The sequence below is a fragment of the Synechocystis sp. FACHB-383 genome, assembly GCF_014698605.1.
Lineage (GTDB): Bacteria > Cyanobacteriota > Cyanobacteriia > Cyanobacteriales > Microcystaceae > Synechocystis > Synechocystis salina.
This window is the reverse complement of sequence record NZ_JACJTJ010000041.1, coordinates 99,374-124,887: the sequence shown is the minus strand read 5'-3', so window position 1 is coordinate 124,887 and position 25,514 is coordinate 99,374. Positions and strand designations below refer to the sequence as shown.

Genomic DNA, 25,514 nt, shown 5'->3' with positions numbered 1-25,514 from the left:
GTCAGTTATGTGGGACTAGCAACGAGCGTTTAACGATATAAACAAAGGGGCCGGCAGAGTTTGGCTCGCTACTGTTAGGGTTGGACGGTACGATAGGGCGCTACTGGCGCTACTGGGGAAAACAGATTGCAGCGGAGGGTATCTATAGAGACCCAGTACGCTCAAGCCATGCCCATGTTGTCAAGTGGATGCTTTAGCCTTGGTCAGGCAGCGATTATGGCAATTCCAGACTTTTCCGACATCTTCAGACAAGACTCATGTGGTAAAAATTCCTGCCCGGTTATTCCATACCTGGTCTCATCTACTTTGTTATGCGCCCTAAATAGACAAAGTCGAGCCTAGAGCCTGTTGGCAAAGTCTCAGCTTACCCACTAAGGCGACCGCAACTCTGGGGGATTTTTTTCCAGTTGCCCCCAAAACTTCAGGGCCAGGGGACTTTTCAAGCAATCTCTAAAGCCGACTGCGGAGAATGAATTCATAGTCACCCCCCGGCTCCAATTGATAATCACTCCGTTCTAAAAAACGTCCCAGGGGCTCAAAAATGAGCGATCGCCCAAGGGAAGGCTGTACTCGCAATTTGCCCCCCCGAAAATTCCAGTGAAATTGCCATTCATAGTTCCCGGCCCGCACTTCCCCAGCCAGAAAACCTCCGGGCCAGGAATGGGTAGTCACTCTCAGGTGGGCTTTGGTTTGAGGCATAGGAAATACGGGTGGACAAGGAATGGATAAAGTTCAAACAGTTGGTCTATCTACGCTGAATTAAACATTACCCCGGAAAGTTTTGCCGATAATTGGCGATAGCGTAGCACAATATATGTGGAAGATGGCCGTCGATTCCATTGCCCATCAGCTCTTGGTTTCTACGGCTATTTACTTGCCCCCATTAGTAAAATTTCTCTCGCACCAGGAGGTCTTGGCGCCATTTACACTCCTCCCCTAGCCCGTCTCATTGAACAATTGCAACGGCTCCCCAGTGTGGGACCAAAAACGGCTCAACGTCTTGCTCTACATCTCCTCAAGCGCCCCGATGCGGAGGTAGAAAACTTAGCCCAAGCCCTCCTCGACGCTAAAAAACGGGTGGGGCAGTGCCAGGTCTGCTTCCATTTATCCGCTGAGCCCGTCTGTGATATTTGTCGCCATCCCCAACGGGATAACAGTGTTATCTGTGTGGTCAGTGACCCCAGGGATGTAATTGCCTTGGAAAAAACCAGGGAATTTCGGGGCAAGTACCATGTCTTGGGCGGGGTAATTTCCCCCATGGACGGCATTGGCCCGGAGCAGTTGACCATTCAGCCCCTATTGCATCGGGTTAGTCAGCCGGAAATTGCCGAGGTGATTTTAGCCATTAGTCCCAGCGTGGAAGGGGAAACCACCACTTTGTATCTGGGTAAATTACTGCAACCTTTTACCAAAGTTACCCGCATTGCCTTTGGTTTACCCATGGGGGGAGATTTGGAATATGCCGATGAGGTTACCCTGGCTCGGGCCCTGGAGGGACGACGGGAACTTTAGTTGCTTGCGGATAAATGGCGATCGCTAAAAAAGCGCTGTGAACACAACGCTTAGGAGAATATAGACACTAAATCCAGCTATTAAAGAAGCCGGTAAAATAAGTTCATCGCGTAACCAGACGGCTTACCAAAGACCACGGACGGGCATGGGAGCCGGAGCGGGGGCTACGGGGGCAGGGGCGGACCGGGTCACGGGGGGCAAACCAACAGGTTCGGAGGATTGGAAGTTAATTTCGGAAATGGTGACTTCTTGAACTTCCTTGAGATCCAAACGGGTCAACCAGGTGGGGTGGGCCGCAGAATAGAAATCGGTGCGGATGTAGTTACCATTGTCATCGAACACGGGCTGGAGCAAAACGTCATCACCGGGTTCAGCAGCACCGGCGCCGTCCCAGTGGTAGATGCGGCTGTTGTCGCTCACTTCAATGTAACCAGGGAAGTCACCATAGGGTAACAGTTCAACTTGGATGATACTACCAACCTTGCCCCGTACCCGACCGATCGCCAGCCCATCGAAGCTCATTTGCTCGTTGATGGGGGCATACATGTCATGGCCAGGAAGTTGGCTCAATAAAATGTTACCCTTGGTTTGAAAAGGCTCAGCTTGGGCGGGGGCAGCAAAACCTAGGGCCGCAGCAGCAAGCAAAACTCCAGAGAGGGTTTGAACAGATTTGTTTAACACGATAACCTCGCTTGTGAATCACGAAAATCAATTTTTAGCTGGGGCCAAAATCCAGACCCCGACGCTAAAAGTATAATATAGTTCCTCGGAGACGGGGAAGGTTTGACCCCATCCCTTAAAACTTTTTTACCTACTTCTTGATATTTCCAATTTACTAGCCCTGGCCCCACAGGTAACACCCCAGGGCCAAAAACTAGGACAAAAGTTAAAAGGTTTCGTTCAGACTGTAGGGTCTGGTGAGTTGTTGCAGTTGCCGTACCAAAAGACTGAGGAATAAACCCACATCGGTGACCACTCCGACGGATTCCACCGAGCCCCGGTCACTGAGCTTGGTTACCACAGCGGGGTTGATGTCCACACAGACCATTTTTACCCCGGAAGGAGTCATATTACCTACTCCAATGGAGTGCAGCATGCTGGACAGCATCAGGATCATATCTGCGCCTTGGATCAATTCGCTGTAACGACCCTGGGCTTGGACTAGGTCCATTTCCGTATCGGGCAGGGGGCCATCATCCCGAATGGAACCGGCTAGGCAATAGGGGACGTTATTTTTCACGCATTCGTACATGACCCCTTTGCTAATAAATCCAGCTTCCACCGCTTCGCGAATACCACCATAGCGCCGCACAGTGTTAATAATTTTCAGATGGTGACGGTGTCCCCCCCGCACTGGGATGCCCCGTTGCATATCGACTCCGAGGGAGGTACCCATGGTGGCCTGCTCAATGTCATGGACGGCGATCGCATTGCCCCCCAGCAGAGCATGGACATAACCCTCCCGCACCAGATGGGAAAGGTGTTGGGCGCCGCCGGTGTGGATCACCACAGGCCCTGCAGTGACGACAATTTTGCCTCCTTGGTCCCGGATTTGGCGCATTTCCCAGGCAATTTGTTCTACTAAAAGTTCCACCCGACGCTCGCTGGAAACCCCCGCCGCCATGAAGGCAAACTCTTTATTTTCTTTGCGGGTTCCGCCCTCATGGGATTCCACTTTTTTGATGGTACGAATGCCTTCAACTCCCACCATGACCCGATCGCCGACCTGGAGATCCCGGAGGAGTACACAGCGGGCCGAAGGAGGATTGCTAGTGACGACAATGGCCGCATCCATCCGTTGTCCTGTCACCTGGACCCATTCGCAATTAACCCGCACCTCCGTGGGATAAATGGTGCTGACATAAAAATCATCTGGAGCTACCCCTGCTTGGATTACCGTTTCGGTGTTGATATCACAGAGTTCCTGGGGAGGCGGCACTGCGCCGAGATCAATCAGTTCGGTCATGATCTCTTCCATAATCTGGTGGGAGGGGGCTGAAACCCTGACTTCCGCGCTGGAGGTACTGTTGCGCTCTACCCCCAAATTGAAATTCAACACCCGGAAACTACCGCTGTTTTCCACCACCAAATCCAGGGCTTGGTTGAGGATGCCGGCATCAAGTAAATGGCCCTCCATGCGAATCACCCGACTTTCAATGGAAACGGTGGCATGGACATCTTCCAGAATAGGCTCCGTTACCCGTAGGGTCAGACATTTGGCTGCTCCCCCCGCTTTTAAAAATTCCGTCAGGGGAGTTTCCCGCACCGTAAAGCCGGCCTCAGCCAACTTATCCTTCAGGGTTCGACTGACCAAATTCATGATGATGATGTCGTTAACATTGACCGCATTACAGGCAAAATTAACCGCATCTAACTCCTCGACGATGATCCGTTTTTCCGGGGGAATGCGCATCTCAATTACCCGGTTGGAGTAGGCGTCAAAGGCAGGGGGATAATAGAGTAAATAACCACCACTCAGGGGGCAAAAACAGGTATCAAGGTGATAAAAACGCTCGTCAATTAACCGCAGGGAAACCACTTCCGTATCCAGCCATTTGGCAATGTAGGGATGGGAATCTAGTTCGGAGCGGAAACCATAACCCGCCCACAACCAACGACCTTCCCGGTCAAACAGGGCGTCCCCGGCCCCTTCAAAGGGCAAATCCTGGGGCAGTTCGTAAACAGTGAAACCATTTTCTTCAAACCAAGCTTTGAAATAGGGTTCTTCCCCTTGGCGTTCTTTGTGGTAGAAGCGACTGAGCACCACATTTTCTCCCAATACCAGCCCCGCATTGGCGGTGAAGACCATATCAGGCCAACCCTTTGCTGGCTTCACCAAGTCCACAATGGCGCATTCTTTGATGGTCTGGTGTAGTTTTTTCCATTGCTCTACGGCCCGCTCCTGGGAGGATTTGTGGATATTGCCCTCCATCCAAGGATTAATTACGTAGTCCACGTCGTAGTGGTCGGGGGGGCACATCAAAATGCGAATATCGTCAGCCATGGTTGAAGAAGTAAAAAAGTTGGTTTGCAAGTATATCTAGAGACAAATCCTGGTTGGAGTAAGGTCGTAAATCAGCTTTCCAGGCAGGCGGAATCCAACCTTCCATTCTATCACGGTATCCCTGTTGAAACTTTGCCCCTGGGCCCATACCATGGGGACAATGTTTTTTTGTTGAGAGCCCCCATGGCGATCGCCAATTTCCGTCTCCGCCCCTGGCAGGGAGTGATTTTAGTGTTACCCATTGCGGGGGTAATCACCTTTTTGTTGGTGGCGGCCAGTTGGCAAATTAATGCTTGGCACTTGAACTGGATTTGGGGCGTGGTGGTGCTAGTTTTCCTGGGTTGGCGGTGGTTGCTGGTGCGGTGGACAGCCCCTCTAGCAGCCCCCAATGGGCAGGTATCTTTTCCCACCGTTTCCCTGGGGGACCCCACGGCGGACGTTAACGTGGAGAAAATCGAACAGGCATTAAACGAGATTCTCCAAGCTTCCCGCCAAGATGTGCCAGTGTGGCAGGATTGGCCATTGTTTTGGCAGAGATGTCAACAAGTGGTGACAGCGGTGGCCCAGAGCTATTACCCGGAAGTGAAATACCCTCTACTAAATATTTATGTGCCGGATGCCTATGGTTTGATCCGGGGCACGGTGGATGATATGGACCGCTGGGTCGCCAACCTTTCCCCCACCCTCAATCAGGTTTCTTTGGCTCAGGTATATCAATCCTATGAGGTCTATCAAAAGCTAGAACCATCCCTGAAAAAAATTTGGCAGGCGTGGTACTGGGGTCAGTGGTTGCTCAATCCGGTGGCGGCGGCGGCACGGCTAGCTAGTCAACAGAGCAATCAGCAGGCTACCCAGCAATTGTTAGTTAACCTCAGTCAACAGCTACGGGAAGCAACCCTCCGCACCCTCTGTCGCCAGGCGATCGCCTTGTACAATCCGGCCAGTGGTAATTTACCGGACAATTTTGCCAGTGGGGGCAACCCAATCCCAGGGCTGGTGAAAGCCAAAAGCCAGACTTTGCAAAATATTTTGGCCCAGGGGCAATCCCCCCAGGAAGTGGAGCAACAGCCGGTCAATATTTTATTAGTGGGGCGCACTGGGGCAGGGAAAAGTAGCCTCATTAATGCCCTCTTTCAAACCAATTTGGCAGTGACGGATTTACTGCCTAGCACCACGGAAATTACCAAGTATGAATGGCAAACTCAGGACGGCCAAACCCTGTTGCTCTGGGACAGTCCCGGTTATGAGCAGGGGCAACGGGCGGACTTAAGGCAATTGGTGTTGGACTATGCCCAACGAGCCGATGTGATTTTGCTGCTCAATCCCGCTTTGGATCCGGCTTTACAGATGGATGCGGACTTTGTGCGGGATGTCCAAAGCCTGGGGGGAGATCGTCCTTTAATCCTCTTGGTAACCCAGGTGGACCGACTGCGTCCTCTGCGGCAATGGCAACCTCCCTACGATTGGCGATCGGGAGATCAGTCCAAAGAAAAATCAATTCGGGAAGCGGTGCAGTACCGGGCAGAGCAATTGGGCCAGTATTGTGAACAAATTTTGCCCGTTGTTAGTGGTGATGAAACGGTAGGGCGATCGCCCTGGGGCCTGGAGGAGCTTGCTGTGGCCTTAGTGACCGTTGTCAGTCCGGCCCAACAACAACGTCTCGCCCGTTTTTTACGGAACCTAGAGGCCCGTTCCCTGGCGGCGGCCCAAATTATTGACCGTTATGCCTTGCAAATGACCACTACCCAGGGTGTGACAGCTCTGTTGAAAAGTCCGGTGTTGCAATTTGTTTCTAGCTTAACCACCGGTTCCCCAGCCCTGGCCTATTTGCTAGCAGAGCAAATTCCCATTGAGCAACTGCCATTAGTGTTGGGCAAGCTCCAGTTAGCCTATGACCTATTTAATTTATTGGCAGCGGATGACGATGACACCACCTTTGATTTACTGACCCTCTGGCCCCTATTGCTAGACAATCCGGTGGCCCCCGACCGCAATGCCTGGGCCTTTGGCCATGCCCTGTTAGAATATTGGACGCAAAATTTAACAGTGGAGCAATTGGGAGTCAGATTTCGCCATTATTGTGAGCGAGGCTGAGTAAGGGGGAGTATTAACGGTAAAAGATTGGACTCACTGTGATTGACGGCGGTTGGGGCCGATATTTTCGGCCACTGCACCCAGTAACAGTAACCCCGCTCGGCACTGCCCTGCAGCGCAATTTGCCCCTGATGACTTTTGATGAAATAAAAACTGAGGGTCAAAGCCAAAATTTGTTGGCAATAGTGGCCCTGACTTTCTTGGTTATGGCCTTGCAGTTTCAGAGCTAAGTGTTCCAATGTTAACTGGATATTTACTTCTGCCTGGTGGGCTTCACCTTCTGTGAGTAAATCCTGTAGGGTCACATGGGGCAGACCCTGGCCCTGGGGAGAATCAACCCAAACGGCTAAGTGCAAATATTCTTGGCCAGCAGAAGCGTGGATGCGTAAGGTCCCATCCGTTACTCCCTCATCCAACAAACTGAGCAGTAGATAGTACACTCCCTGTCTGATTTTAATTTTGTCTAGGGGCCAATATTTCAGCCCCGATTCTAGGGAAAGGTTTAGGGCAAGCCGATTTTGACCAAGTATGGTGGCCATTTTATCCCGCCAATATTCTCCCAATAAGGCCAAATTGATATTGACAATTTTTAAGCCCTGGCGATCGGGTTTAATCTGCTCCAGTTCGATGATTTCCTCAATGGCTTGGCTAACCCGCTGGCCACTCTGGTGGATAATTTCTAGATATTGTTTTTGCTTCTCATTAAGCTCGCCAAAAACTCCGTCCCGCACAACACTGGCCATGCCGATCACCGCAGTGAGGTCTCGTTGGGTGCGGATCAGGTAATGGGGCACCAATTGCAGTTTGACCGCTTCTGGAGAATGGTCCGATCGCCCTGGCCTGTGCAATTTATTTAGGTTATTACCGTTGGAGGAAAAAACATCATCTCTCCCGATGGCGATCGGATTTAACCCGAAATTAGGGGAACTGTGGCCAAGTTGACCCTGGTTAGCGCTGAGATAAGCTTGGTGTTCAATTTCCCCCATGCACCAACGGGCAGTCATATTAAGCAGAGCCACATTCTGTTCCGTAAAATCATGGGAGGAAAAATCTAGCACCGCTAGGGTTCCGAGGCACACACCATCCCTGGTGAGCAGAGGAGTGCCTAGGTAGGACCTAATGCCATAACGTTGGTACAATTCCCCCTGGATAAAAAACGGTTCTGCCAAAGCATCATTCACCACTAGTGGCATGGCACTATCCACCACCATAGTACAGTAAGCTTCATTGCGCTGTAAGCGCCGGGAAACCACCAGGGCATCATTCACGCCCAAGCTACATATGCCCACGGCGGAGGTAATGTGAATTTCGTCCTGCACCATCAAACCCACTATACAAATGGGTAATCCCAGACTCTGGGCAACGGTTTGGGTGGCTTCTTCAAAAAAAGTATTGTTTCCATTGGCCATCAGCCCCAACTCCGACAGTTTTTTTTGCCTCCGGGCCCGTCGATCCACCGTAGATAATCCATCTAAGGCACAACTTAATCCATATCCGTATAGCTGACTAGAATAAGAACGGGGTGACATAAATTCCTGTCAAGTCGGTAAGACAATCATTTCAATCTATGGTTCTGGGCCATTTTCTATTAAACGAGCCATAACTATATTGATTGCTGAACATTTTGTGATGTTGGGGATTAATGGTTAACTGTGGCCCAGAACCTATTTTCTACATCCATGATGGTGTACCTCTATTTCGATGGCAATACCCCAGGGTAAAAGACTAGGGTGATTTGTTCCGTCAACCGGGAAAAAGAGAGCTCATGATTGCCCGAGAAAGGGGTATAGGATAGTGAGGGGAAAGTTGATGGCAGTGACTTTCATTAAAAACTTGTGGTTAGCAGGTCTAACATTACCGAATTATGGTGGCAGTGCAGATTGAACAACGACAATGGTGGGTAGATCGATGGTTGGAACTATTAGATTCCTACCGATTTAAAAAGCGCCTCGAACGTGCCAGGAATTATGCCAGGGAGGGTAATGTCCTTAGTTTGCAGTTTGTGGAGAGTAAGCTAACGGCCCTGGTGCAAGGCACAGAAGTGGATCCCTACCAGGTTACTTTGGGATTGGATTGCTTCAGCGATGAGGATTGGCATTATGTGGTGGCCACCTTGGCAGAACAAGCTCTGTATGCGGCCCAGTTGCTCAGTGGAGCCATGCCCCCCAGCATCGAACAGGTGTTTGTCCAAAATGGGCTAAATTTGTTCCCCTTCACCCTGGGGGAGGTTCATTCCCGCTGTAGTTGTCCAGATAAAGCTAATCCATGTAAGCATATCGGTGCAGTGTACTACCAGTTGGCGGATCATTTCCAAGAGGATCCCTTTGTGATTTTTCGCTTGCGGGGCCGGAGCCGGGGTGAGTTGTTGGAGCAGTTAAGTTGTTATCGACACCTTGACCCAGCCCAATTGGCTACCTATGACCCAGATCTCTGCAATGACTCTACGGCGATCGCCATTGAGACAGAGGAAGGAGCAACCACCACCAAGCCCCAAAAACAAACTAAAGCGGAGCAACAGCAAGCCATCGAACAATTTTGGCAGTACCGAGGGGAATTGGCCCCGGAATTAACGGCGATCGCCCCACCGGATAACCCCATGCAACAAATTGAACGTCTAGGGGATCTGCCCTTAAATTATGAGGTGGCCAGGGAAATTAAACAGGCATTGACGCAAATCTACCAAGCCTCCAGCCAAGCTACCCTGGGACAAATGGTGGGAGCGGGCGACTAGATAGCCCTAACCAAGGGAAGTTAGGGAAAACTTTAATGGGGGTGGAGAGACTCGAACTCTCACGAGCTTATAAGGCTCAACGGATTTTAAATCCGCAGCGTCTACCATTCCGCCACACCCCCAACAATTGGGGTCCGCCGATCCGTCGGCGATTAAGCATCATACCACAGAAAGTTTCCTCCACCCGTTTGACAAGATTTCCAGTGGAACTAACGTGGCTGGGGTTGCCACTCCAGATAAACGCCAAAACGACTTTCCCGGTAGGCGGAGGAATTTTGTCGTTGCAGATCCGTTGCCAAACGCCATTGGGGAGTCAACGCATAGCCCACGGAAAGGGTGCTAATGCCCACTTCTGCGGTGCCGCCGGGGGCAACAAAATTTTGACTAAAACTAATGTCCGCTGCCCCGGTGCGGGAAAGGGCTAAAACCACTTTGCCCCCCACATTAACCCCCTCACTGTGGTAGTCATTTTGGGCGATCGCCCGGTAACCCACCAAGGGAGTAACATTGACATACCAACCCAGGGGCAGAAGATAGTATTGCAGATTGGCCCCGCCCCCCTGTTGTCCAGCAAAATTGGTGTAGTAATCGCCGCTCACACTCAGGGGGGATTGGCCGATGAACAGGTCTTCGACACCGATCGCCGCGCCACTGGATTGATCATCGTCGGGAAAATAGTTATAACCCAAGCGCACCCTAGTTAAAAAAGCTGGATCATTACTATTTTGCTCAAATAAATCCGGAGTTTCATCCCACCACCGTTGCAAAGTGGGGCTATTTTCCACCAGGGCCGGCTCCAAATCCAACGGGTTTTCCTCCGGCGATGTCTGTCCCCAGGCTTGGCCCCCCATTCCCCCACTGGCGATCGCCAACAAGAGCCCCAAGTTAGCAGGCCAAAAGCTCAACCAACTACGAAAAAATACCCTCATAGCCCCTCAATCAAGTGTTTCTACCCAGGAATTCGGTCATTGGTCTCCGGTGAAAAACCACAACTTCTGTCTCCGGAAAGCCAAAAAGTCCGAGACGGCAACTTGACAAGACAAGTTCCAAATAGCACTCTAAGTAGAAGTTAATTTCCTTTGACCCCCAACAGCCTGTCAAATTCTTTATTTCAGCGGACAAATTATGATCCCACTGCTTTCCCCCATGATGTTGGCTCAAATCGTCGCCGCCCCCATCCAGCCCATTCAAGCAGATTATATTGTCCAGCCGCAGGAAATAAGACCATTACCAGGGCAACTAGACCAGATACCCGTTTTTAACAGTAATAGTCCAGAAGTAATTGAAGGGGAAGGGATTCTGCTCTCCACCTTCCCCACTGACCGCAAATACTATCCCAACGCCCACCTCAATAAAGCCCTCAACGGTCGTTTTGACTTTTTCTCCCATCACATTGCCCGGCCGAGGGATTCCCGTACTCTCTACCAGGGAGTGTTAGTGGGGAATCCCACCGATCGCACCATCACCATCCGCATCCTCCAGGGGGGAAGTTATCTTACTGGCCCCGATGCCCCCTTTATCAATCTTGCTCCCACCGTGGAAGATCCCCATGGACAATTCCATTCTGGTCCCGGATCCAAACTAATGAGCCAGCTATTGCGGGGTAACACCCAAGCCGGCTTCCCAAGTCAGATCATTATTCCTCCGGGACACACTAGACTACTATTTTCCCTGGCCATTAATCGCAGTAGTGCCCGGTCCACCTATCTCCGACTCCAGAGTGACGGCCCCGTTTACATGGCTAACCTAGCAATGTTTGCCGTACCGGAATATGCCCCAGTGGTGGATACGGCCAGCGCCGGTGCTAACCTGCCCACCCCCACGGTGACCTACCGCCCCCCCACCTTGGACAATTGGCAAGCGATGCTATACCGCGGCTATCTAGCTTATCCCAGGGATTTGGCCCCCACTCCCCCCGACCAAATCCGCCCTGGGGCTCCCCGCACCCCCATCTATGGCCGGGTGGCCGGTATTTCCCAAGGCGCTTCTTGGCAAGCCACCCTAGTGGACAATTCCAAGGCTCAATTCCTCACTATTCCCCAACGGGGGAGAGCTTTTTCCTATCCCCTCAGCACCGTTAGTGTGGGTACCTATGCTACCCAACAGGTACAGAGCGCTCCCATGCTGGCCCGCTACCCCGACACGGCCTATCTAGCCCATGGCAACTATGGGGTGCATTATCAATTGCAGTTACCTCTGAAAAACGCCACTAATAACCGACAGAGCGTTTCCCTCACCCTGCAAACTCCGATCAAACAAGATCAATATAACGATCGCCTATTCTTCATGCGCCAACCCACCGGCCAAGTCTTTTTCCGGGGCACGGTTAGGGTCAGCTACACCGACAGCCAAAACCAACCCCAAGAAAGATTTTTTCACCTTACCCAACGGCGGGGGGAAATGAGCAATCCCCTAATCACCTTAAATATGCAACCAGGGGAACAGCGGGAAGTGACGGTGGACTTGATGTATCCTCCCGATGCCACCCCTCCCCAGGTGCTGACGGTCAAAACAGAGGAGCTTTATTACGGCAGTTTGTCTTCCCCTAGGTAAGCACCGAGACTCCAGCGGGGGAAAGGGAAACGGGTTTCTCCGCCACTACTTTTTTCTCTTCCAAAATGGAGGAGTTAAAACGGTAGCCCACATTTCGCACGGTTTGGATGAGGCTGGGTTGCCTGGGGTCTGTCTCAATTTTTTTCCTGAGGGAAAGGACATGGGTGTCGATGGTGCGGGGGTTATCGATCGCCTCGGGCCAGGCTCGGCGGAGCAGTTCTGTGCGGCTGAGGGCACTACCTTCAGCTTGGGTGAGCACGTAGAGCAAACTGAATTCCTGGGGGGTGAGGTCAACAAAGTTGCCCTGGTATTCCACCCGTCGCTGTACCAAATCGATTTTTAGTACCCCATAATCCAACAACAAAGGGGCGGCCACAGTGCGGACTCGGCGAATTAAACATTCTATGCGGGCTAAAAATTCCTGCATACCAAAGGGTTTGGTCAAATAATCATCAGCCCCGGCCTTTAACCCATGGACAATATCCTTTTCTGTATCCTTGGCGGAAAGAATAAAAATCATTGATTGGTGCTGTTGATACAACCAACGGCAAAGCTCAATGCCATCCCCATCGGTAAGGTCGGAATCGATCACGGCCAGGGTAGGTAATTGATTATTAAATGCCTGGCGGGCCTGGTGAAAACCGCTACATTGTTGGACAAGGTAGCCGCTCTGCTGCAGATGCCAGCTTAATAGAGAGCGGAGATGGGGGTTACCCTCTACGACTGATATGTAGACTGGATTCACCGATCTAGACCCCTGACTGAAAGTTCCCTGCCAATCTAACAAAGTCAATGTCAAGGCTTTGTAACAACAGTTACCTGCCTAGGGGGGCAAATCTGCAAAAAATATAAAGAATTTGCTCGTCATAATGTTATTTGTCTGTACCATTTCCGTCAATAAATGACGAGTTTTTGAAAGATTAATGGCCAATAAAAACAATATTCGAGAGCCTAAAAATTTTAATTTTCTCTCTCAATCTACCCACCAAAGCTCCCGCAAGACCGGGAGAATTTGATTTACTTTGCCTCAAAGCTGAGAAGTCTGGTTTTTTTTAACCTATCCAGGGGCACCCTCACTGGACAGCTAAAACTAGGGGTTTGAATTGTTCCATTAGTTCTCTCCGACTGGCGGTGATGCAAGGATAGGGGCGATCGCTATAATTCTCCCCTGGGGTAAGGGGAAACAACGGTTCCGGGCGAAGGCAGAGAAATTCCCCTCCAGCGGCCAACAAGATCGGCCAGGCGCCAGCAATGTCCCAAATTTTTGGTGTTTTTTCCGTCCCTCCCAAGGCCGCTCCCAGGGCCACCAGGGCTAAATTGTAACTACTAACCCCAATTAGCCTCAATTTACAGGGAAAAGGATTGGTTAAAATGGCAGCGCTTCGGGCACAGAGGTTAAACAAATGATTTTGACTAGGTTCGGCCCCACTCACCTGGATTGGTTCCCCGTTCAGAAAGGCACCATGGGGTCCCGTTAAGCCAGAATTTTCTAGCCAATAGCCCCAAAATGATTGCTGTAGTAAAGGAAAATGGAGGAAGCCAAACACCGGCGTCCCCCGGTAGAGTAAACCGAGGGAAATGCCCCAAATGGGAATGCCCCTGGCAAAATTGGTGGTGCCATCAATGGGATCGACAATCCAACACCAATCATTAGCGGGAAAAATGTGGGCCGTTTCCTCCGTTAGCACCCCATGGTCGGGAAATTGGGCGGCAATACGCTGGCGCAACTCCTGGTCAGACCATTGATCAGCGGCGGTGACCAAACTACCATCGGCTTTGCGTTGGGCAGGGATTCTGGCGGATTGGGCCACCAACTCTGTGGCGATCGCCTTGGTCGTGGACTGACAAAAGCTCAAAACCTCTGGCCAAAAAGTCTCCATGTCGAATCTTGATATAGTAAATAGACTGCCTGACAAGGGCAATATGGCCATCATCACACATCGCAGGAATTTGCTGTGACCCAGGTTTGGTTTCCCTCCAAAAATTCGGCTACGACGGTGAAATCAACCGGTCAGTTTTTGCCGCTTTCCCCCAAGGAGGTTACAGCCCTAGGCCTTCGTTTGAGCGATTACCGCTGGCTACACCGCTGGGCTCCCTGGAGTGGGGGCGCTTTTTTGGCGACTATGCTCTGGGCAACGGAATGGCGACTTCTGCTGGCCACGGGCCTGGGGGTGGGCAGTATGCGTTTGGTCTATTGGCTTTTGACCCATCGCCAGGAACTCCAGACTAAACAATTGCACCAGTTTTTTTCCGGGGCCCAGGGTCGATTGACCATTGCTGGCGGTGGAGGTGGTTTAACTGCTGTCGGCACCTACATGGCCACCATGGTTTGGTCGGAGGTGGAAAACCCTTGGTTAGCCACGGGCATTATTTTGCAGGGTTTGGGTTCCCTCGCTACGGTGGGGCTTTTACTCTGGCAACAGCAAAAAGTCACTGCCCCCAAGTTACTCACCGCTCCGCTCCCCGACTTTGACCGCTCTTTACATTACCTGGCCCACGGCGATCGCCTGCAGAAATTAATTGCCCTGCGTCAGTTACAGCAATGGTGGAATCAGCCAGGCCCACACTCCCCGAACCCAAGGGAACTAGCTCTATATCTGCAAGCTTTTTTGGACACTGAACAGGACTCAGCCCTCCAAAGAGCGGCTTTGCATTTACTCCAGCAATGCCGGCAGTCTCCCATGCGCCAAGAACCTTTATCCATTCCCCAACGACAAAGGCAACGGCAACCCATTGAATGACCTAGCTCCCAGTAGTTGTGCGGGTGAAGATTCAACCATCACTTTTTACCTTTGGTGTCGCAGATAATTTAATTAAGAGCGGTTCAACTTAGCTGAGTAAAATGTTTTTAATTCAGTCTTTATAGTAAACAAAAGTGCCTTAATTTTATTTAAATCTATCGCAACCATTGCAACCCCTATTTCAAAGGCCACCAGTTAACCTTTTCCCGGGTGGCACTATACACTTCCTTCAGTCCTTCCGGGGCCAGAATTTGAATGAGATCCTCCTTTTCCCCCTTGGGAATGGTGATCAAATGGTGTTTTTGCATGCCCTTCAGCACCTGTTCCACTGTTCTTTGATTCAGTTGACAAGCCCTGGCAATGACGTCAATTGGTAAATCAAAAATGTAATTACCCTGGCGATCAGGTTGGTTGCCCAATTCCCGTTCTTGATAAATCAACGCCCGCAATAAACTCGCCACCGCTTGAGGGGGATAGGTGCTGCAATTGAGTAGATGATATTCAAATTTTTGTTGCAATTCAAATAAAAATCGATAGCGTTCCCGAAAAATTTCGCTATTTTCATAAATTTGCTGAACAGTAGCGAGGGGAATTTTAATGACGTGGGTAGTTTTGTAGGATTCCACCAGACAAGGAAAAGATTTGGTGGCTAAACCATAGCTAAAGGGTAGGCTGCGTAGACCAAAACAACTGCCAGCGTAGTGGATGGCAATAATCCGGTCCAGGGGAGTACTACGGGTGATGACAATGCCCTCATCCAACATGACATAGAGACTGTCTAAATCCTGGTCTGGCAAAAAGGCAGTGTATAGAGGGCGATTGGAAAACAGCTTTTCTACTTTGACCCGGTCTTTGGCAAGTAACTCCCCTATCCAAGGGGTGTCTAGACCCCGAAACAGATAATTCGTTTCAATTAGCTTGGTGATGGGGTCGGGGGATGGGGACATGGATTGTCTTTTTGCCATAACTCAAGGGAAATTTACACTGCTCCGATCATCCCACAAAGCTAACCCTCATTATTTTGCGTTAAATTGCAATTGCAATACATCTACAGATAACTTGCATTCCACATGTAATTGATATAAGATTTATTTTTATTCTAGATAGCCTTGCTCAAGCTATCTACAAAACACAAAAGTTCTATCGTGTTCGGAGGCCCCGCTAATGGGCAAATGGTTTACGGATAATAGTTTTTCCATTGGTCGGACTCCCCTAGTCCGTTTAAATAACGTGGTTGGAAACACGAATGCCACGGTGCTGGCTAAAATCGAAGGTCGTAATCCGGCCTATTCAGTTAAATGTCGATTGGGGGCAGCCTTAGTTTGGGATGCGGAGCTAAAGGGTTTACTGGGGCCAGGCAAGGAATTAGTGGAACCGACTAGTGGCAATACGGGCATTGCATTAGCGTTTGTGGCGGCGGCTAAGGGCATTCCCCTAACTCTAACTATGCCGGAAACCATGAGTTTAGAACGGCGCAAGTTATTGCAGGCCTATGGGGCAAATTTAGTTTTAACCCCGGGAACCCAGGGTATGGTGGGAGCCATTGCCAAAGCTGAGGCGATTGCCAATTCCGATCAGGACCGCTATGTTTTACTGCAACAATTTTGTAATCCAGCTAACCCCCGCATTCACCAAGAAACCACTGGGCCGGAAATTTGGGATGATACCGATGGCGATGTGGACATTCTCGTCTCCGGTGTCGGCACTGGGGGGACCATTACGGGCATTTCCCGTTACTTCAAAGAAATTAAGGGCAAGTCCATCATTTCTGTAGCCGTTGAGCCGGAAGCAAGTCCTGTTATTTCCCAGGCAATGGCCGGCAAAGAAATTAAATCTGGACCCCATAAAATCCAGGGTATTGGAGCTGGTTTCGTGCCCAAAAATTTGGATGTGTCCCTAGTGGATGCGGTGGAAACTGTTTCCAATGAAGAAGCCATTATCTACGCCAAACGTTTAGCAAAAGAAGAAGGCATTTTGGCCGGTATTTCCTGTGGGGCAGCCACGGCCGTGGCAACTCGCCTAGCTAAACGTCCAGAAAACCAAGGTAAAACCATTGTGGTAATTCTGCCGGATTCTGGGGAACGTTATCTTAGTTCAGTGCTTTTCCACGGAGTATTTGATGAGGAAGGGTTAGCTGCATAGTTATAAATAAACATAAATTAAATATTTTTGGTCAAAGATCAAATAATAAATATGTTGAAATAAGACAAAACTTGTTGTCAATTTTTGGAATTATTAATAATTTTAAAAAAATAAATCAATGGAATATCTTAAGACAAATACGCTACACAATTATCAAGATTTTACTCCCATTTTTAATGGCGGCAATGGCAAGTTTTACGATTCCAACTCTCCTGTTTTTGATGTTGAAAAAATTCGCCAAGATTTCCCAATTCTTAATGAGGTAATAGACGAAAATCCTCTAGTTTGGTTTGATAATGCTTCTAACACCCAGAAGCCCCAGGCGGTCGTTGATCGTCTGACCTATTTTTATCAACATGAAAATTCTAATATCCATCGAGCCGCCCATACCCTAGCCGCCAGAGCCACCGATGCCTATGAAAATGCCAGAGAAACTGTGCGTCATTTTCTCAATGCTAGGTCAGTCAACGAAATTATTTTTGTCAAGGGCACAACGGAAGGCATTAACCTAGTAGCAAAAAGTTGGGGTAAACAAAATATCAAAGCTGGAGATGAAATTCTTTTAACCCATCTGGAACACCATGCCAACATTGTCCCCTGGCATCAATTGGCAATGGCAACGGGAGCAAAGTTAATCGTGGCACCGGTGGACGATCAGGGACAAGTTTTACTTGATGAATATAAAAAATTGCTTGGTTCCCGCACCAAATTAGTTGGGCTTTGCCACGTATCAAATGTATTGGGAACCGTTACTCCAGCCCAAGAAATTATCAATTTAGCCCATGAAGTTGGGGCAAAAGTGTTGATAGATGCAGCCCAATCCATTGCCCATATTCCCATTGATGTCCAAGAATTAAATCCCGATTGGCTTGTATTTTCCGGTCACAAAATTTTTGGACCCACCGGCATTGGCGTGGTCTATGGACAGCAGGATTTACTAGATGCTACCGACCCTTGGCAGGGCGGGGGAAATATGATCAGTGAAGTGAGCTTTGAGCATATTAGTTATCGTCCGATTCCCAAACGCTTTGAAGCCGGCACCGCTAATATTGCTGATGGAGTGGCCCTAGGCAAGGCTTTAGATTATGTGCAAAATATCGGCCTAACGGCGATCGCCAATTATGAAAACGAATTATTGGAGTATGCCACGTTAGGACTGAAGACAATTACGGGATTACACATAGTTGGTAATGCCGTGGAGAAGGCTTCAGTAATTTCCTTCCTATTAGATGGTTTTACCCCCGCAGAAGTGGGACAAGCCTTAAACAAACATGGCATTGCTGTGCGCTCAGGTCATCACTGTGCCCAGCCAATTTTAAAAAGGTTGGGATTAACTTCAACGGTGCGACTTTCCCTTGCTTTTTATAATACAAAATCTGAAATCAATCACTGTATTAAAGCTCTGGAAAAAATTTGCTGCTGAATTAATGTTAAATAACACTCGATCACCAATTAGCTAAATCCAGATCCGAAAATGCAAACTTCAAACTATAGAGCAAATTATCAAAATCTATCTTCTAATCAGAGTAATGAGAAAATGTTTTTAGCTCAAGAATATCACAAGTGGCATTTTTTTGATAGTCGCTCCAATTTGCCCCATAGAATTAATAATGTATGGAAAATTGATAGCGGATTAGTCAAAGGTTATACTCTTTTAGAAGATGGTAGCATTGTTACTTTAGGAGTTTGGAGTAATAGTGAAATAATCAGCCACACTTTCACTAATATTAAGCCCTATGAGTTGGAGTGTTTGACGGAAGTTAAAGCATCTTTAGTTCCTTGGAAAAAATCGGAAGAAAATATCGATCTACTACTAACCTACATTCAGTCTGTCCATGAATTGGGAATTATACGCGATTACAAAACAACGGATTTGATGATAATTAAATTATTTGATTGGCTTGGCAAAAAAATTGGCAAAAGAGTCCCCAATGGTAAGTTAATTGATGTTCGTCTTACCCACCAAGATATTGCTGATATTTTGGGAATAACCAGGGTAACAGTGACGAGAAATTTAAATCACCTGGAAAAACAGGGGCGAATCAAACAAAATTCCTTACACCGTTTTGTTTTAAATGAGGAAGAAATTTGGCACTACGAAATTTGATTCATTAATTTAATGTACCCTTTATACAATTTTGTTGGATTTTTAGTGATGAATGGGATAATTAGCTAAGCTGTATTCCTCTAGATAAACCATTAAGTTTATGAAGATCATGACCTGGCATTTGTCTAATCTTATTCCCACTAGTCCCCCACTTTATTTGATAGGATTACGGGGCTTAATCTGGAAAGCTTATGCTTATTTTATTGCCTTAAGTTTGTTGGTTTTAATTACTGGCGGTATTAGTTTTTTATATTTGTTTGAATTTATCTACCGCTTAGAACTAAATCAGTTATTTGGAAAAACCCAAACTAAGCAAATATCATCATCCTTAACCAATTTAGGAGCATAGATAGGCTAGATTTTGAAACCTTAAGATTACCTTTGTCGATGCCTCCTACAAATGTTTATCGATGGTCAAGAATAAAGATTTGATTATTTCACGTTGTCCTCCAGGTTCCATAGAGCAAGATTTAAATCGTCTGGGGGGATTATTGCTATTGCTGGTTGGTTTTCTGCTGTCTCCCTTGTGCTGGTGGAATGATTTAGTGATTAATTTACCTCTAGCCTATGCTTTTGGCTATGTTTGTGACCTATTTGTCAATGGCTCACTCTTACCAGGGGCGATCGCCGGTTATTGGTTATCAAACCTGGGGGGGATTTTGTTGATGCAGGTCGGGGGAAATCGAATTTTCCAACAAAAAACTCAACCAAAGAGTTTTAGAAAGATTCTTTTCTCTGGCATTGTGTCTTCTAGTCTATTCACTGCAACTCTACTCTTACTAGTTCATTTTCAATTTATAGACTTAGCTGGTGTTCTCCCCCTCTAGCCTTTGTAAGTTACCCATTGATTTTAGTTTTTGCTATTTCGCATTAATTCACTTTGGAGAATTTTTCTATGCTTCAATTCGCCTCTTTTAATCCGACAATAAAGCTGAAATGGACCAAACGAAAATTCGTACAGCTTTTTGTTATCTTTCTGGGAGGATTAGTCAGTTTTTTCCTACTGTCTGCTATTCCTTCTGTTGCTAATACCCCTGCTACTAAAATTGAATTTGTTTCTCCTAGTTGGGTAAGCCAACATGTTAACGATCCGAAAGTAAAGGTGCTAGATGTCCGGATCAATCCCTTGGAGTATATTGATGGGCATATCCCCAAAGCTGTTAACCTTGCTGATAATGTTTTCCGTGGCCCCAACGGCTTTTTGCCGGTTCAATACTGGGATGCCAATAAAATTGTCCAATTATTGAGTAAATCTGGCATTAGTAATGACGATCAAATTGTTGTTTATTCCGACGGGAACAACGTTTTAGGCGCAACCATGGTTGCCTATCTATTGGAGCGTTCTGGCGCTAAAAAGGTTGCAGTGATAGATGGTGGTTATAAAGGTTTTAAAGATGCCAAAGAAACTGTAACAAAGGAGTTTCCCCGTTACACACCTGGTAAATTTACATTGCAAGATAATCCTAACATTCGTGTCAGCCTAGAACAGCTCAAGCCGTTAATTGGTAAGCCAGGCAATGTAATCATTGATCCCCGTCCAGCAGATCTTTTTGAAGGTAAAGTTAATCTTTGGGTCAGGAATGGTCATATTCCTGGGGCAAGAAATATTCCTTGGCCGACTTTCACTGAGGCTAACAATCCCGATGAGGCTCTGAAAAATCCCCATAAGTTGAAATCTTTGGGTGAAATTAAACGACTTTTGGCTGAGCGGAATATTAAACCCAGCGATAACATTATTGTTTCCTGCAGTACTGGACGGGAAGCGACTTTGCAATATGTCGTACTTAAGCACTTACTTGGATATCCCAATGTCCGAATTTATGAAGGTTCCTGGACAGAATACAGCACAACGGATTTGCCAGTGGAAACGGGACCTGAAAAAAGTGTTTAGCACTTAAGTATGAATGTGGACAATATCCATCTACTTGTTTGTGGTAGGTGGATTTTTTATCAATAATTCAAATATGAACACTAAAGTTTTATTTTGGGCATTGTTTTTTCTACAGATTTTTGTCTTATTGGCGATCGCTATTTCCTACTATCCTCAGGGGGTTTGGGTGGATCAAGAAATTTTATATGCTTTACACGAAACATCTAATCCTCTTTTAGATAAATTTGCTAGCTTTTTTACTAATTTAGGTATTTATGGAGCAACGACCCCGATACTTCTACTTTTAAGTTTAGTTTTAGCCTATCAACAGAAATGGCGGTATTTGCTCTATGTAGCTATTACGTCCCTAGGATCCGTTGCTTTAACTTATGAAACAAAAAGTTTATTTTCCCGTATTCGTCCCCATCTTTGGCAATCAAGTTATCCCTGGCTAAATAGTTTTTCTTTCCCTAGTGGTCATGCCTTATCGAGTATGATTTTAGTGATGATTTTAGCCACCGTAAGTTGGCATAGCAAATGGAGAATCTTAGTGATTATTTTAGGCTCTATTTTTGTTATTTTAATTGCTTGGACAAGAATGTATCTAGGAGTCCATTATCCCAGTGATATTTTAGGTGGTTGGAGTTTGGCGATCGCCTGGAGTTTACTGGTGCAAGCAGTTATTTTAAGTGTTACCGAGAATCGGAATACCATCCTGAAAAACGAGTAATTTGCCTGGGGTAATTCTTGTCCATAACTCATTATCTGTTAAAGGAAGCGTCGCAATAATTGCTACTCGATCTTCTTGGGCAGTTAAAGCTTGAAAATCAACGGTAATATCTTCATCAATCAGATGAGCTGCGGCAAATGGAGCTTGACGAACGAGATAATGAAGTTGAGTGGTACAGTGAACAAATAAATATTCACCATTGGAAAGCAGGCAATTGAAAATGCCATAATTGGACAAAATATCTATTGTTGTCTGTAAAACTTGATAAAGCTCTTCTAAGTTTGGTTTATTGTTAGGGAAGTTTTCCCGTAAGGTTTGTAATAATAGACAAAAAGCCTTTTCACTGTCGGTTGCCCCCACCGGTTGATAGGGACCAATTAAGTTGGGCTGAAAATTTTCCAAATTACCATTGTGGGCAAAAACCCAATAGTTTCCCCACAACTCCCTATGAAAAGGGTGACAATTTTCTAAGCCTACTTCGCCTTGGGTCGCTTTACGGATATGGGCAATAACATTACGGGACTTAATCGGGTATTTTTTGACCAGTTCCGCCACGGGGGAACTAATTGATGGATTATCATCCAAAAATAAGCGACAGCCTAAATTTTCAAAAAAGGCAATGCCCCAGCCATCTCGATGTTCATCGGTCTTGCCACCTCTGGCACAAAATCCCTCAAAGGAAAAGCAAATATCGGTGGGAACATTACAATTCATGCCGAGTAATTGACACATGATCCGGAAAATAATCTATAAAAATCCGCAAGCTAGTTGCATCCACTCCTTATATCACAAATTTCTTTACTAAACTTAAACTTAAAAATAATTTATGCTTTCTTTGCGCCACCCATTAACTCCAAGTATATTTTTTAATTACTACTATGGACAATGTTGTTATTTGGAATAACTCACTAAGAGCTGATTTCATAAGTCCGCCGAGATCACGCAATGACAAGGCTTTCAGTGTTTGTTATAGCAAGAGCACAAAATGCTCCAAACACTTACTAGATGTGAGTTTGAGCACTCTTAAGATTTTCTTTAGAAATTAGCTCTAATTGCTTTGCCTACAATAATACAAATCATAGCCAAGTAGTTATTACAATACTTTTTTTAATAAAACAAAGTCACTCCCAATCGAATCATTCAAAAACAATACTACTTAAGGGATTTAAGGGTGCTGTGAAGAGATAGAAAATAACTCCAGACCCTAACACTAAAATTGAAAGGCTAAAAATAATTACCCAGCGATCTGCTGGTTCGTAGGTGTCCTCATCAATGTCATAGCGAACAGCAAAGTAATGTTGAGTTGATAGTAAAACCGTCAACAAACCAATTACTGAGAAAAATAACCCTAATTTCCAACTATTGCCAGGACTATGGACTTCTGGTGGCTGAAACATCCGTAAACGAGCAATAAGCACGCCGAACCCCATTAGAGCTACGGCACTACGTAACCAAGCTAGGTAAGTTCTTTCGTTGGCCAAATGGTCTCGAATCCTAGAGGAGTTACGTCGTTTTTTTTCTTCGAGATTTGCCGAGGATGGCTTTTTTTTTAATAGAGGCAGCATTGCTATTTACAAATAACTAGGAGTTTTAAAATATTTATTGAATAAGTTGTTCATTGATTGTTACTTGGATAACAGTCTTAACAATTCGTAACTTTTACTATCCCAGAAAATCCATAGCCCTAGGTTAATTAAAACAAAAGGAACAATCTTTTTACCATAGCGAGCGACTATTTTTCCCACTACAGGATGGCAAGTTAAATAGTAGGCGATCGCACAACGCACAGCGATCAAAATGAAAAAAACAGCAATAACTATAGATAACCCCAACCAAGACAAGCCGGCAAAAAAGGGAATATAAATGCCAATATTATCTCCGCCATTGGCGACTGAAATAGCCGCTATGCCATAAACTTGGGGAGGAATCAAGGACGTAATTAAACTGGACTGTTTTCCAGAAGAATGCTTAACACTATAACTTAAAGATACAATTGTTTTGTCTTCCTTTTCGGAGCTAAATAATATTTTTAGTCCTATAAAAATTGGTACTATTCCCAGTAAACTAGTCCATTTTTGTGATAGGATTAGTCCGCCAAAAAATCCAGGTAAACTAAGTAATAGAATAACAGTAAATCCTAAATATTGGCTCAGCACAATATCACGGATTCTTAAATTAGACTTAGGATAATTTACTTGAGAAAAGAAAAACATCAAAATTAAGAGGTCATCTAAGTTGGTGGCTATAAAAGCAGAAGTTGCGCGAATTATTATTTGTAATAGCCAGACCATAATTTAAGTTTACTCTGACAAAATTTAATTTAATGATTATTGTTTTGCAGAATTTTTATCGTTTTATTTTTTCAAAATAGCTCTGATAATAATGAGTAAAATTCGCCAAATAAAGACCGCTAACAATTAATACTAAGACCACTAAACCACGATGGTCAAGGGTATGGCTATCTATCAGAATTAATCCTCCTAATCCAATTAGCACAAATGGAATAATAAAATTTCCATATTGAGTTATATTTTCGGCAATAATTTTAATTTTTGTAAGTTGATAAGCAACATAACACCAAACCCCTACTAACAGCAAAAATACACTTAAAATAATTGTTAGACTTTGCCAAGAACTACTGGCAAACAAAGGCAAATAAATACCGATATTGTCACCACCATTAGCAAAGGTAATTGCTGCTACGCTATAAGTTTGGGCTGTGAATATTCCTCCCAAGGACATTTTGAAAATACCTGAATTGCTTGTGGTATTTGTTGTGACAGAATCGATAAATTCAGGTTCTTCATCCCCATTGGCCATGAGTAAACGGTTAAGTCCAATTAAAATAGGCACTAAGCCCAGTAAACCGATCCATGGACGGGGTAGTAATAAACCACCCAAAAATCCAGGTAAACTAGCGACGATTAAAGCTAAAAATCCTAAATATTGTCCCGCCACAATCTGCCGACGGCGAAAACTTACATTGGTTTGGGTAAAAAAAAGCAGAAGAATTAAAATGTCATCCAAATTTGTAGCACAAAATGCGGTGATACCCGTCGGAATTGCAGCTAAAAGATCTAATTCATTCATAGTATAACTTCTTAGAGATGGAACTAGTATTTTCACTTTAGGTAAAAAAGCCAAGAGGGTCAAACATAGTTTTCTGTTAAATTAATAAATTTAATTTATGCTATTCCTAATTTACTTTCTAGCTAAAAACAGTTGTTGTCCAATTATGAAATATTGAAAAATAATTTATATGACTCATTATCTATGATTATTCTCAGCCCTAGCCACATTAAAGCAAAAGGAAATAATTTACCAGCATAACGACTTAAAATTACTGCAATGCTGGGCTGACGAGTTAAATTATAAGACATGAATAGCCAAGCACAAACAACAAAATAGCAAATCGGTATAATAACAAGAAGATTGCTAAATGTGCTATTAGCAAAAAGTGGAATATAAATGCCTAGATTATTACCTCCGTTGGAAATAGTTACAGCAGATACCTTATAAGTCTGACGATCACGAAGAACATCCCATAGGGACAAGCGGTGAGAATCAAAACCATGATATTGTGAACTTCTTTTTTTTGTCTCTGGTACTTTAGAAGGAAATTCCTCTTTGTAAGTTATGATTAAGCGCAGGTTATTTATTCCAATTAATATTGGTAATATACCCAACAAACCAATCCATTTCGAAGAAATAATCAGACCTATCAAAAACCCAATTAAGCTTATTGAAATTAAGCATGTAAAGCCGATTATTTCACCAACAACAATATGTTTAGGACGAAAATTTCGATTAACTTCACTAAAAAAACCAGTTAAATAAATATTATCATCAAAGGTTGTTGCTACCCCTGTTGCCACTCCTACTTTTATAGCTGCCAATAGCCAGTCTATCATTGTTTTTAAATATTTAAAAGACTTAATTTAATTATTCTTAATCTATGCTGAAAATATCAAATAGATAGGCTACTTGATTTGTCAAAATATAATATTTCTGAATAAATAAATTTGAGTAA

Annotated in this window: 24 protein-coding genes, 1 tRNA gene and 1 pseudogene; 12 read left to right on the top strand and 14 right to left on the bottom strand. The window is 45.8% G+C overall.

All coding sequences use genetic code 11. The annotated features are described in order from the left end of the window. Positions 1-450 precede the first annotated feature (450 nt). Complete coding sequence (locus H6G45_RS12450) at positions 451-699, bottom strand: DUF3146 family protein (RefSeq protein ID WP_190598731.1); 249 nt, start codon at positions 697-699, stop codon at positions 451-453. A 115-nt stretch (positions 700-814) separates the two neighbouring features. Between H6G45_RS12450 and recR the strand changes: the two are divergent. After that, positions 815-1,512, top strand: a pseudogene (gene recR, locus H6G45_RS12445) (recombination mediator RecR). A 123-nt stretch (positions 1,513-1,635) separates the two neighbouring features. On the opposite strand, the gene H6G45_RS12440 reads toward recR, so the two are convergent. Together H6G45_RS12440 and H6G45_RS12435 are read right to left on the bottom strand one after the other, a co-directional pair. Next, the gene (locus tag H6G45_RS12440) at positions 1,636-2,193 is read right to left on the bottom strand and encodes a hypothetical protein (RefSeq protein ID WP_190598730.1); all 558 of its coding nucleotides are present in this window, start codon (positions 2,191-2,193) and stop codon (positions 1,636-1,638) included. A gap of 205 nt (positions 2,194-2,398) precedes the next feature. Then, positions 2,399-4,516: a TIGR00300 family protein gene (locus H6G45_RS12435; protein ID WP_190598729.1), complete on the bottom strand. Its 2,118-nt coding sequence runs from the start codon at positions 4,514-4,516 to the stop codon at positions 2,399-2,401. Between the two features lie 183 nt (positions 4,517-4,699). On the opposite strand from H6G45_RS12435, the gene H6G45_RS12430 reads away from it, so the two are divergent. Next, a complete protein-coding gene (locus H6G45_RS12430) occupies positions 4,700-6,610 on the top strand; it encodes a GTPase family protein (protein ID WP_190598728.1) in 1,911 nt (636 codons plus the stop codon). Here the strand turns inward: H6G45_RS12430 and H6G45_RS12425 are convergent. Next, entirely contained in the window at positions 6,592-8,139 is a 1,548-nt protein-coding gene (locus H6G45_RS12425) for a GAF domain-containing protein (protein WP_190598727.1), read from the bottom strand. The two genes, H6G45_RS12430 and H6G45_RS12425, sit on opposite strands and share 19 nt — an antisense overlap. Positions 8,140-8,474: 335 nt before the next feature. Here H6G45_RS12425 and H6G45_RS12420 point away from each other — a divergent pair, with 335 nt between their 5' ends. Then, positions 8,475-9,341: an SWIM zinc finger family protein gene (locus tag H6G45_RS12420; RefSeq protein WP_199309743.1), complete on the top strand. Its 867-nt coding sequence runs from the start codon at positions 8,475-8,477 to the stop codon at positions 9,339-9,341. A 36-nt stretch (positions 9,342-9,377) separates the two neighbouring features. On the opposite strand, the gene H6G45_RS12415 is transcribed toward H6G45_RS12420, so the two are convergent. Continuing rightward, positions 9,378-9,463, bottom strand: a tRNA-Leu gene (locus H6G45_RS12415). Between the two features lie 87 nt (positions 9,464-9,550). Then, entirely contained in the window at positions 9,551-10,270 is a 720-nt protein-coding gene (locus tag H6G45_RS12410) for a hypothetical protein (RefSeq protein ID WP_190598726.1), read from the bottom strand. Positions 10,271-10,466: 196 nt separating this feature from the next. Here H6G45_RS12410 and H6G45_RS12405 point away from each other — a divergent pair, with 196 nt between their 5' ends. Continuing rightward, a complete protein-coding gene (locus tag H6G45_RS12405; protein WP_190598725.1) occupies positions 10,467-11,894 on the top strand; it encodes a DUF3370 domain-containing protein in 1,428 nt (475 codons plus the stop codon). Here H6G45_RS12405 and H6G45_RS12400 read toward each other — a convergent pair. Together H6G45_RS12400 and H6G45_RS12395 are read right to left on the bottom strand one after the other, a co-directional pair. Beyond that, positions 11,887-12,639, bottom strand: coding sequence for a response regulator transcription factor (locus H6G45_RS12400; RefSeq protein ID WP_190598779.1), 753 nt, complete (start codon positions 12,637-12,639; stop codon positions 11,887-11,889). The genes H6G45_RS12405 and H6G45_RS12400 overlap by 8 nt on opposite strands. 328 nt (positions 12,640-12,967) lie before the next feature. Next, the gene (locus H6G45_RS12395) at positions 12,968-13,774 is read right to left on the bottom strand and encodes an inositol monophosphatase family protein (RefSeq protein WP_190598724.1); all 807 of its coding nucleotides are present in this window, start codon (positions 13,772-13,774) and stop codon (positions 12,968-12,970) included. Between the two features lie 75 nt (positions 13,775-13,849). Here H6G45_RS12395 and H6G45_RS12390 point away from each other — a divergent pair, with 75 nt between their 5' ends. After that, complete coding sequence (locus H6G45_RS12390; protein WP_190598723.1) at positions 13,850-14,635, top strand: hypothetical protein; 786 nt, start codon at positions 13,850-13,852, stop codon at positions 14,633-14,635. Positions 14,636-14,811: 176 nt separating this feature from the next. Here H6G45_RS12390 and H6G45_RS12385 read toward each other — a convergent pair whose 3' ends face one another. Continuing rightward, positions 14,812-15,582, bottom strand: a complete 771-nt coding sequence (locus tag H6G45_RS12385) for a Crp/Fnr family transcriptional regulator (protein ID WP_242018157.1) — start codon at positions 15,580-15,582, stop codon at positions 14,812-14,814. Between the two features lie 217 nt (positions 15,583-15,799). On the opposite strand from H6G45_RS12385, the gene cysK reads away from it, so the two are divergent. The 7 genes from cysK to H6G45_RS12350 all read left to right on the top strand — a co-directional run bounded on the left by cysK (position 15,800) and on the right by H6G45_RS12350 (position 21,484). Next, entirely contained in the window at positions 15,800-16,777 is a 978-nt protein-coding gene (gene cysK / locus H6G45_RS12380) for a cysteine synthase A (RefSeq protein ID WP_190598721.1), read from the top strand. A gap of 118 nt (positions 16,778-16,895) precedes the next feature. Then, positions 16,896-18,200: a cysteine desulfurase gene (locus H6G45_RS12375; protein WP_190598720.1), complete on the top strand. Its 1,305-nt coding sequence runs from the start codon at positions 16,896-16,898 to the stop codon at positions 18,198-18,200. A 51-nt stretch (positions 18,201-18,251) separates the two neighbouring features. Beyond that, positions 18,252-18,884, top strand: coding sequence for a Crp/Fnr family transcriptional regulator (locus H6G45_RS12370; protein ID WP_199309742.1), 633 nt, complete (start codon positions 18,252-18,254; stop codon positions 18,882-18,884). Between the two features lie 109 nt (positions 18,885-18,993). Then, the gene (locus H6G45_RS12365) at positions 18,994-19,233 is read left to right on the top strand and encodes a hypothetical protein (protein ID WP_206754991.1); all 240 of its coding nucleotides are present in this window, start codon (positions 18,994-18,996) and stop codon (positions 19,231-19,233) included. Between the two features lie 61 nt (positions 19,234-19,294). Then, a complete protein-coding gene (locus H6G45_RS12360) occupies positions 19,295-19,711 on the top strand; it encodes a hypothetical protein (protein WP_190598718.1) in 417 nt (138 codons plus the stop codon). Positions 19,712-19,779: 68 nt separating this feature from the next. After that, positions 19,780-20,775 (top strand): sulfurtransferase, encoded by a 996-nt coding sequence (locus tag H6G45_RS12355; RefSeq protein WP_190598717.1) that lies wholly within the window; start codon positions 19,780-19,782, stop codon positions 20,773-20,775. 73 nt (positions 20,776-20,848) lie between these two features. Then, the gene (locus tag H6G45_RS12350) at positions 20,849-21,484 is read left to right on the top strand and encodes a phosphatase PAP2 family protein (protein ID WP_190598716.1); all 636 of its coding nucleotides are present in this window, start codon (positions 20,849-20,851) and stop codon (positions 21,482-21,484) included. Here H6G45_RS12350 and H6G45_RS12345 read toward each other — a convergent pair. The 5 genes from H6G45_RS12345 to H6G45_RS12325 form a co-directional block, all read right to left on the bottom strand. Then, a complete protein-coding gene (locus H6G45_RS12345; protein ID WP_242018156.1) occupies positions 21,440-22,198 on the bottom strand; it encodes a class II glutamine amidotransferase in 759 nt (252 codons plus the stop codon). The two genes, H6G45_RS12350 and H6G45_RS12345, sit on opposite strands and share 45 nt — an antisense overlap. Positions 22,199-22,620: 422 nt before the next feature. Then, positions 22,621-23,049 carry a DUF202 domain-containing protein gene (locus tag H6G45_RS12340; RefSeq protein ID WP_190598714.1) on the bottom strand — a complete coding sequence of 143 codons (429 nt, stop codon included), beginning with the start codon at positions 23,047-23,049 and terminating at the stop codon, positions 22,621-22,623. A 60-nt stretch (positions 23,050-23,109) separates the two neighbouring features. After that, positions 23,110-23,775 (bottom strand): cadmium resistance transporter, encoded by a 666-nt coding sequence (locus H6G45_RS12335; RefSeq protein WP_190598713.1) that lies wholly within the window; start codon positions 23,773-23,775, stop codon positions 23,110-23,112. A gap of 55 nt (positions 23,776-23,830) precedes the next feature. Then, on the bottom strand, positions 23,831-24,574 hold the full coding sequence (locus tag H6G45_RS12330; RefSeq protein ID WP_190598712.1) for a cadmium resistance transporter: 744 nt from the start codon (positions 24,572-24,574) through the stop codon (positions 23,831-23,833). A gap of 143 nt (positions 24,575-24,717) precedes the next feature. After that, entirely contained in the window at positions 24,718-25,395 is a 678-nt protein-coding gene (locus H6G45_RS12325) for a cadmium resistance transporter (RefSeq protein WP_199309741.1), read from the bottom strand. Positions 25,396-25,514: the final 119 nt, after the last annotated feature.

Coding starts and splice junctions, on each gene's coding strand:
- H6G45_RS12450 (WP_190598731.1), bottom strand. CDS start 699: ATGCCTCAAACCAAAGCCCACCTGAGAGTGACTACCCATTCCTGGCCC.
- H6G45_RS12435 (WP_190598729.1), bottom strand. CDS start 4,516: ATGGCTGACGATATTCGCATTTTGATGTGCCCCCCCGACCACTACGAC.
- H6G45_RS12430 (WP_190598728.1), top strand. CDS start 4,700: ATGGCGATCGCCAATTTCCGTCTCCGCCCCTGGCAGGGAGTGATTTTA.
- H6G45_RS12425 (WP_190598727.1), bottom strand. CDS start 8,139: ATGTCACCCCGTTCTTATTCTAGTCAGCTATACGGATATGGATTAAGT.
- H6G45_RS12420 (WP_199309743.1), top strand. CDS start 8,475: ATGGTGGCAGTGCAGATTGAACAACGACAATGGTGGGTAGATCGATGG.
- H6G45_RS12410 (WP_190598726.1), bottom strand. CDS start 10,270: ATGAGGGTATTTTTTCGTAGTTGGTTGAGCTTTTGGCCTGCTAACTTG.
- H6G45_RS12405 (WP_190598725.1), top strand. CDS start 10,467: ATGATCCCACTGCTTTCCCCCATGATGTTGGCTCAAATCGTCGCCGCC.
- H6G45_RS12395 (WP_190598724.1), bottom strand. CDS start 13,774: ATGGAGACTTTTTGGCCAGAGGTTTTGAGCTTTTGTCAGTCCACGACC.
- H6G45_RS12385 (WP_242018157.1), bottom strand. CDS start 15,582: ATGTCCCCATCCCCCGACCCCATCACCAAGCTAATTGAAACGAATTAT.
- cysK (WP_190598721.1), top strand. CDS start 15,800: ATGGGCAAATGGTTTACGGATAATAGTTTTTCCATTGGTCGGACTCCC.
- H6G45_RS12375 (WP_190598720.1), top strand. CDS start 16,896: ATGGAATATCTTAAGACAAATACGCTACACAATTATCAAGATTTTACT.
- H6G45_RS12370 (WP_199309742.1), top strand. CDS start 18,252: ATGCAAACTTCAAACTATAGAGCAAATTATCAAAATCTATCTTCTAAT.
- H6G45_RS12365 (WP_206754991.1), top strand. CDS start 18,994: ATGACCTGGCATTTGTCTAATCTTATTCCCACTAGTCCCCCACTTTAT.
- H6G45_RS12360 (WP_190598718.1), top strand. CDS start 19,295: ATGGTCAAGAATAAAGATTTGATTATTTCACGTTGTCCTCCAGGTTCC.
- H6G45_RS12355 (WP_190598717.1), top strand. CDS start 19,780: ATGCTTCAATTCGCCTCTTTTAATCCGACAATAAAGCTGAAATGGACC.
- H6G45_RS12350 (WP_190598716.1), top strand. CDS start 20,849: ATGAACACTAAAGTTTTATTTTGGGCATTGTTTTTTCTACAGATTTTT.
- H6G45_RS12345 (WP_242018156.1), bottom strand. CDS start 22,198: ATGAATTGTAATGTTCCCACCGATATTTGCTTTTCCTTTGAGGGATTT.
- H6G45_RS12340 (WP_190598714.1), bottom strand. CDS start 23,049: ATGCTGCCTCTATTAAAAAAAAAGCCATCCTCGGCAAATCTCGAAGAA.
- H6G45_RS12335 (WP_190598713.1), bottom strand. CDS start 23,775: ATGGTCTGGCTATTACAAATAATAATTCGCGCAACTTCTGCTTTTATA.
- H6G45_RS12330 (WP_190598712.1), bottom strand. CDS start 24,574: ATGAATGAATTAGATCTTTTAGCTGCAATTCCGACGGGTATCACCGCA.
- H6G45_RS12325 (WP_199309741.1), bottom strand. CDS start 25,395: ATGATAGACTGGCTATTGGCAGCTATAAAAGTAGGAGTGGCAACAGGG.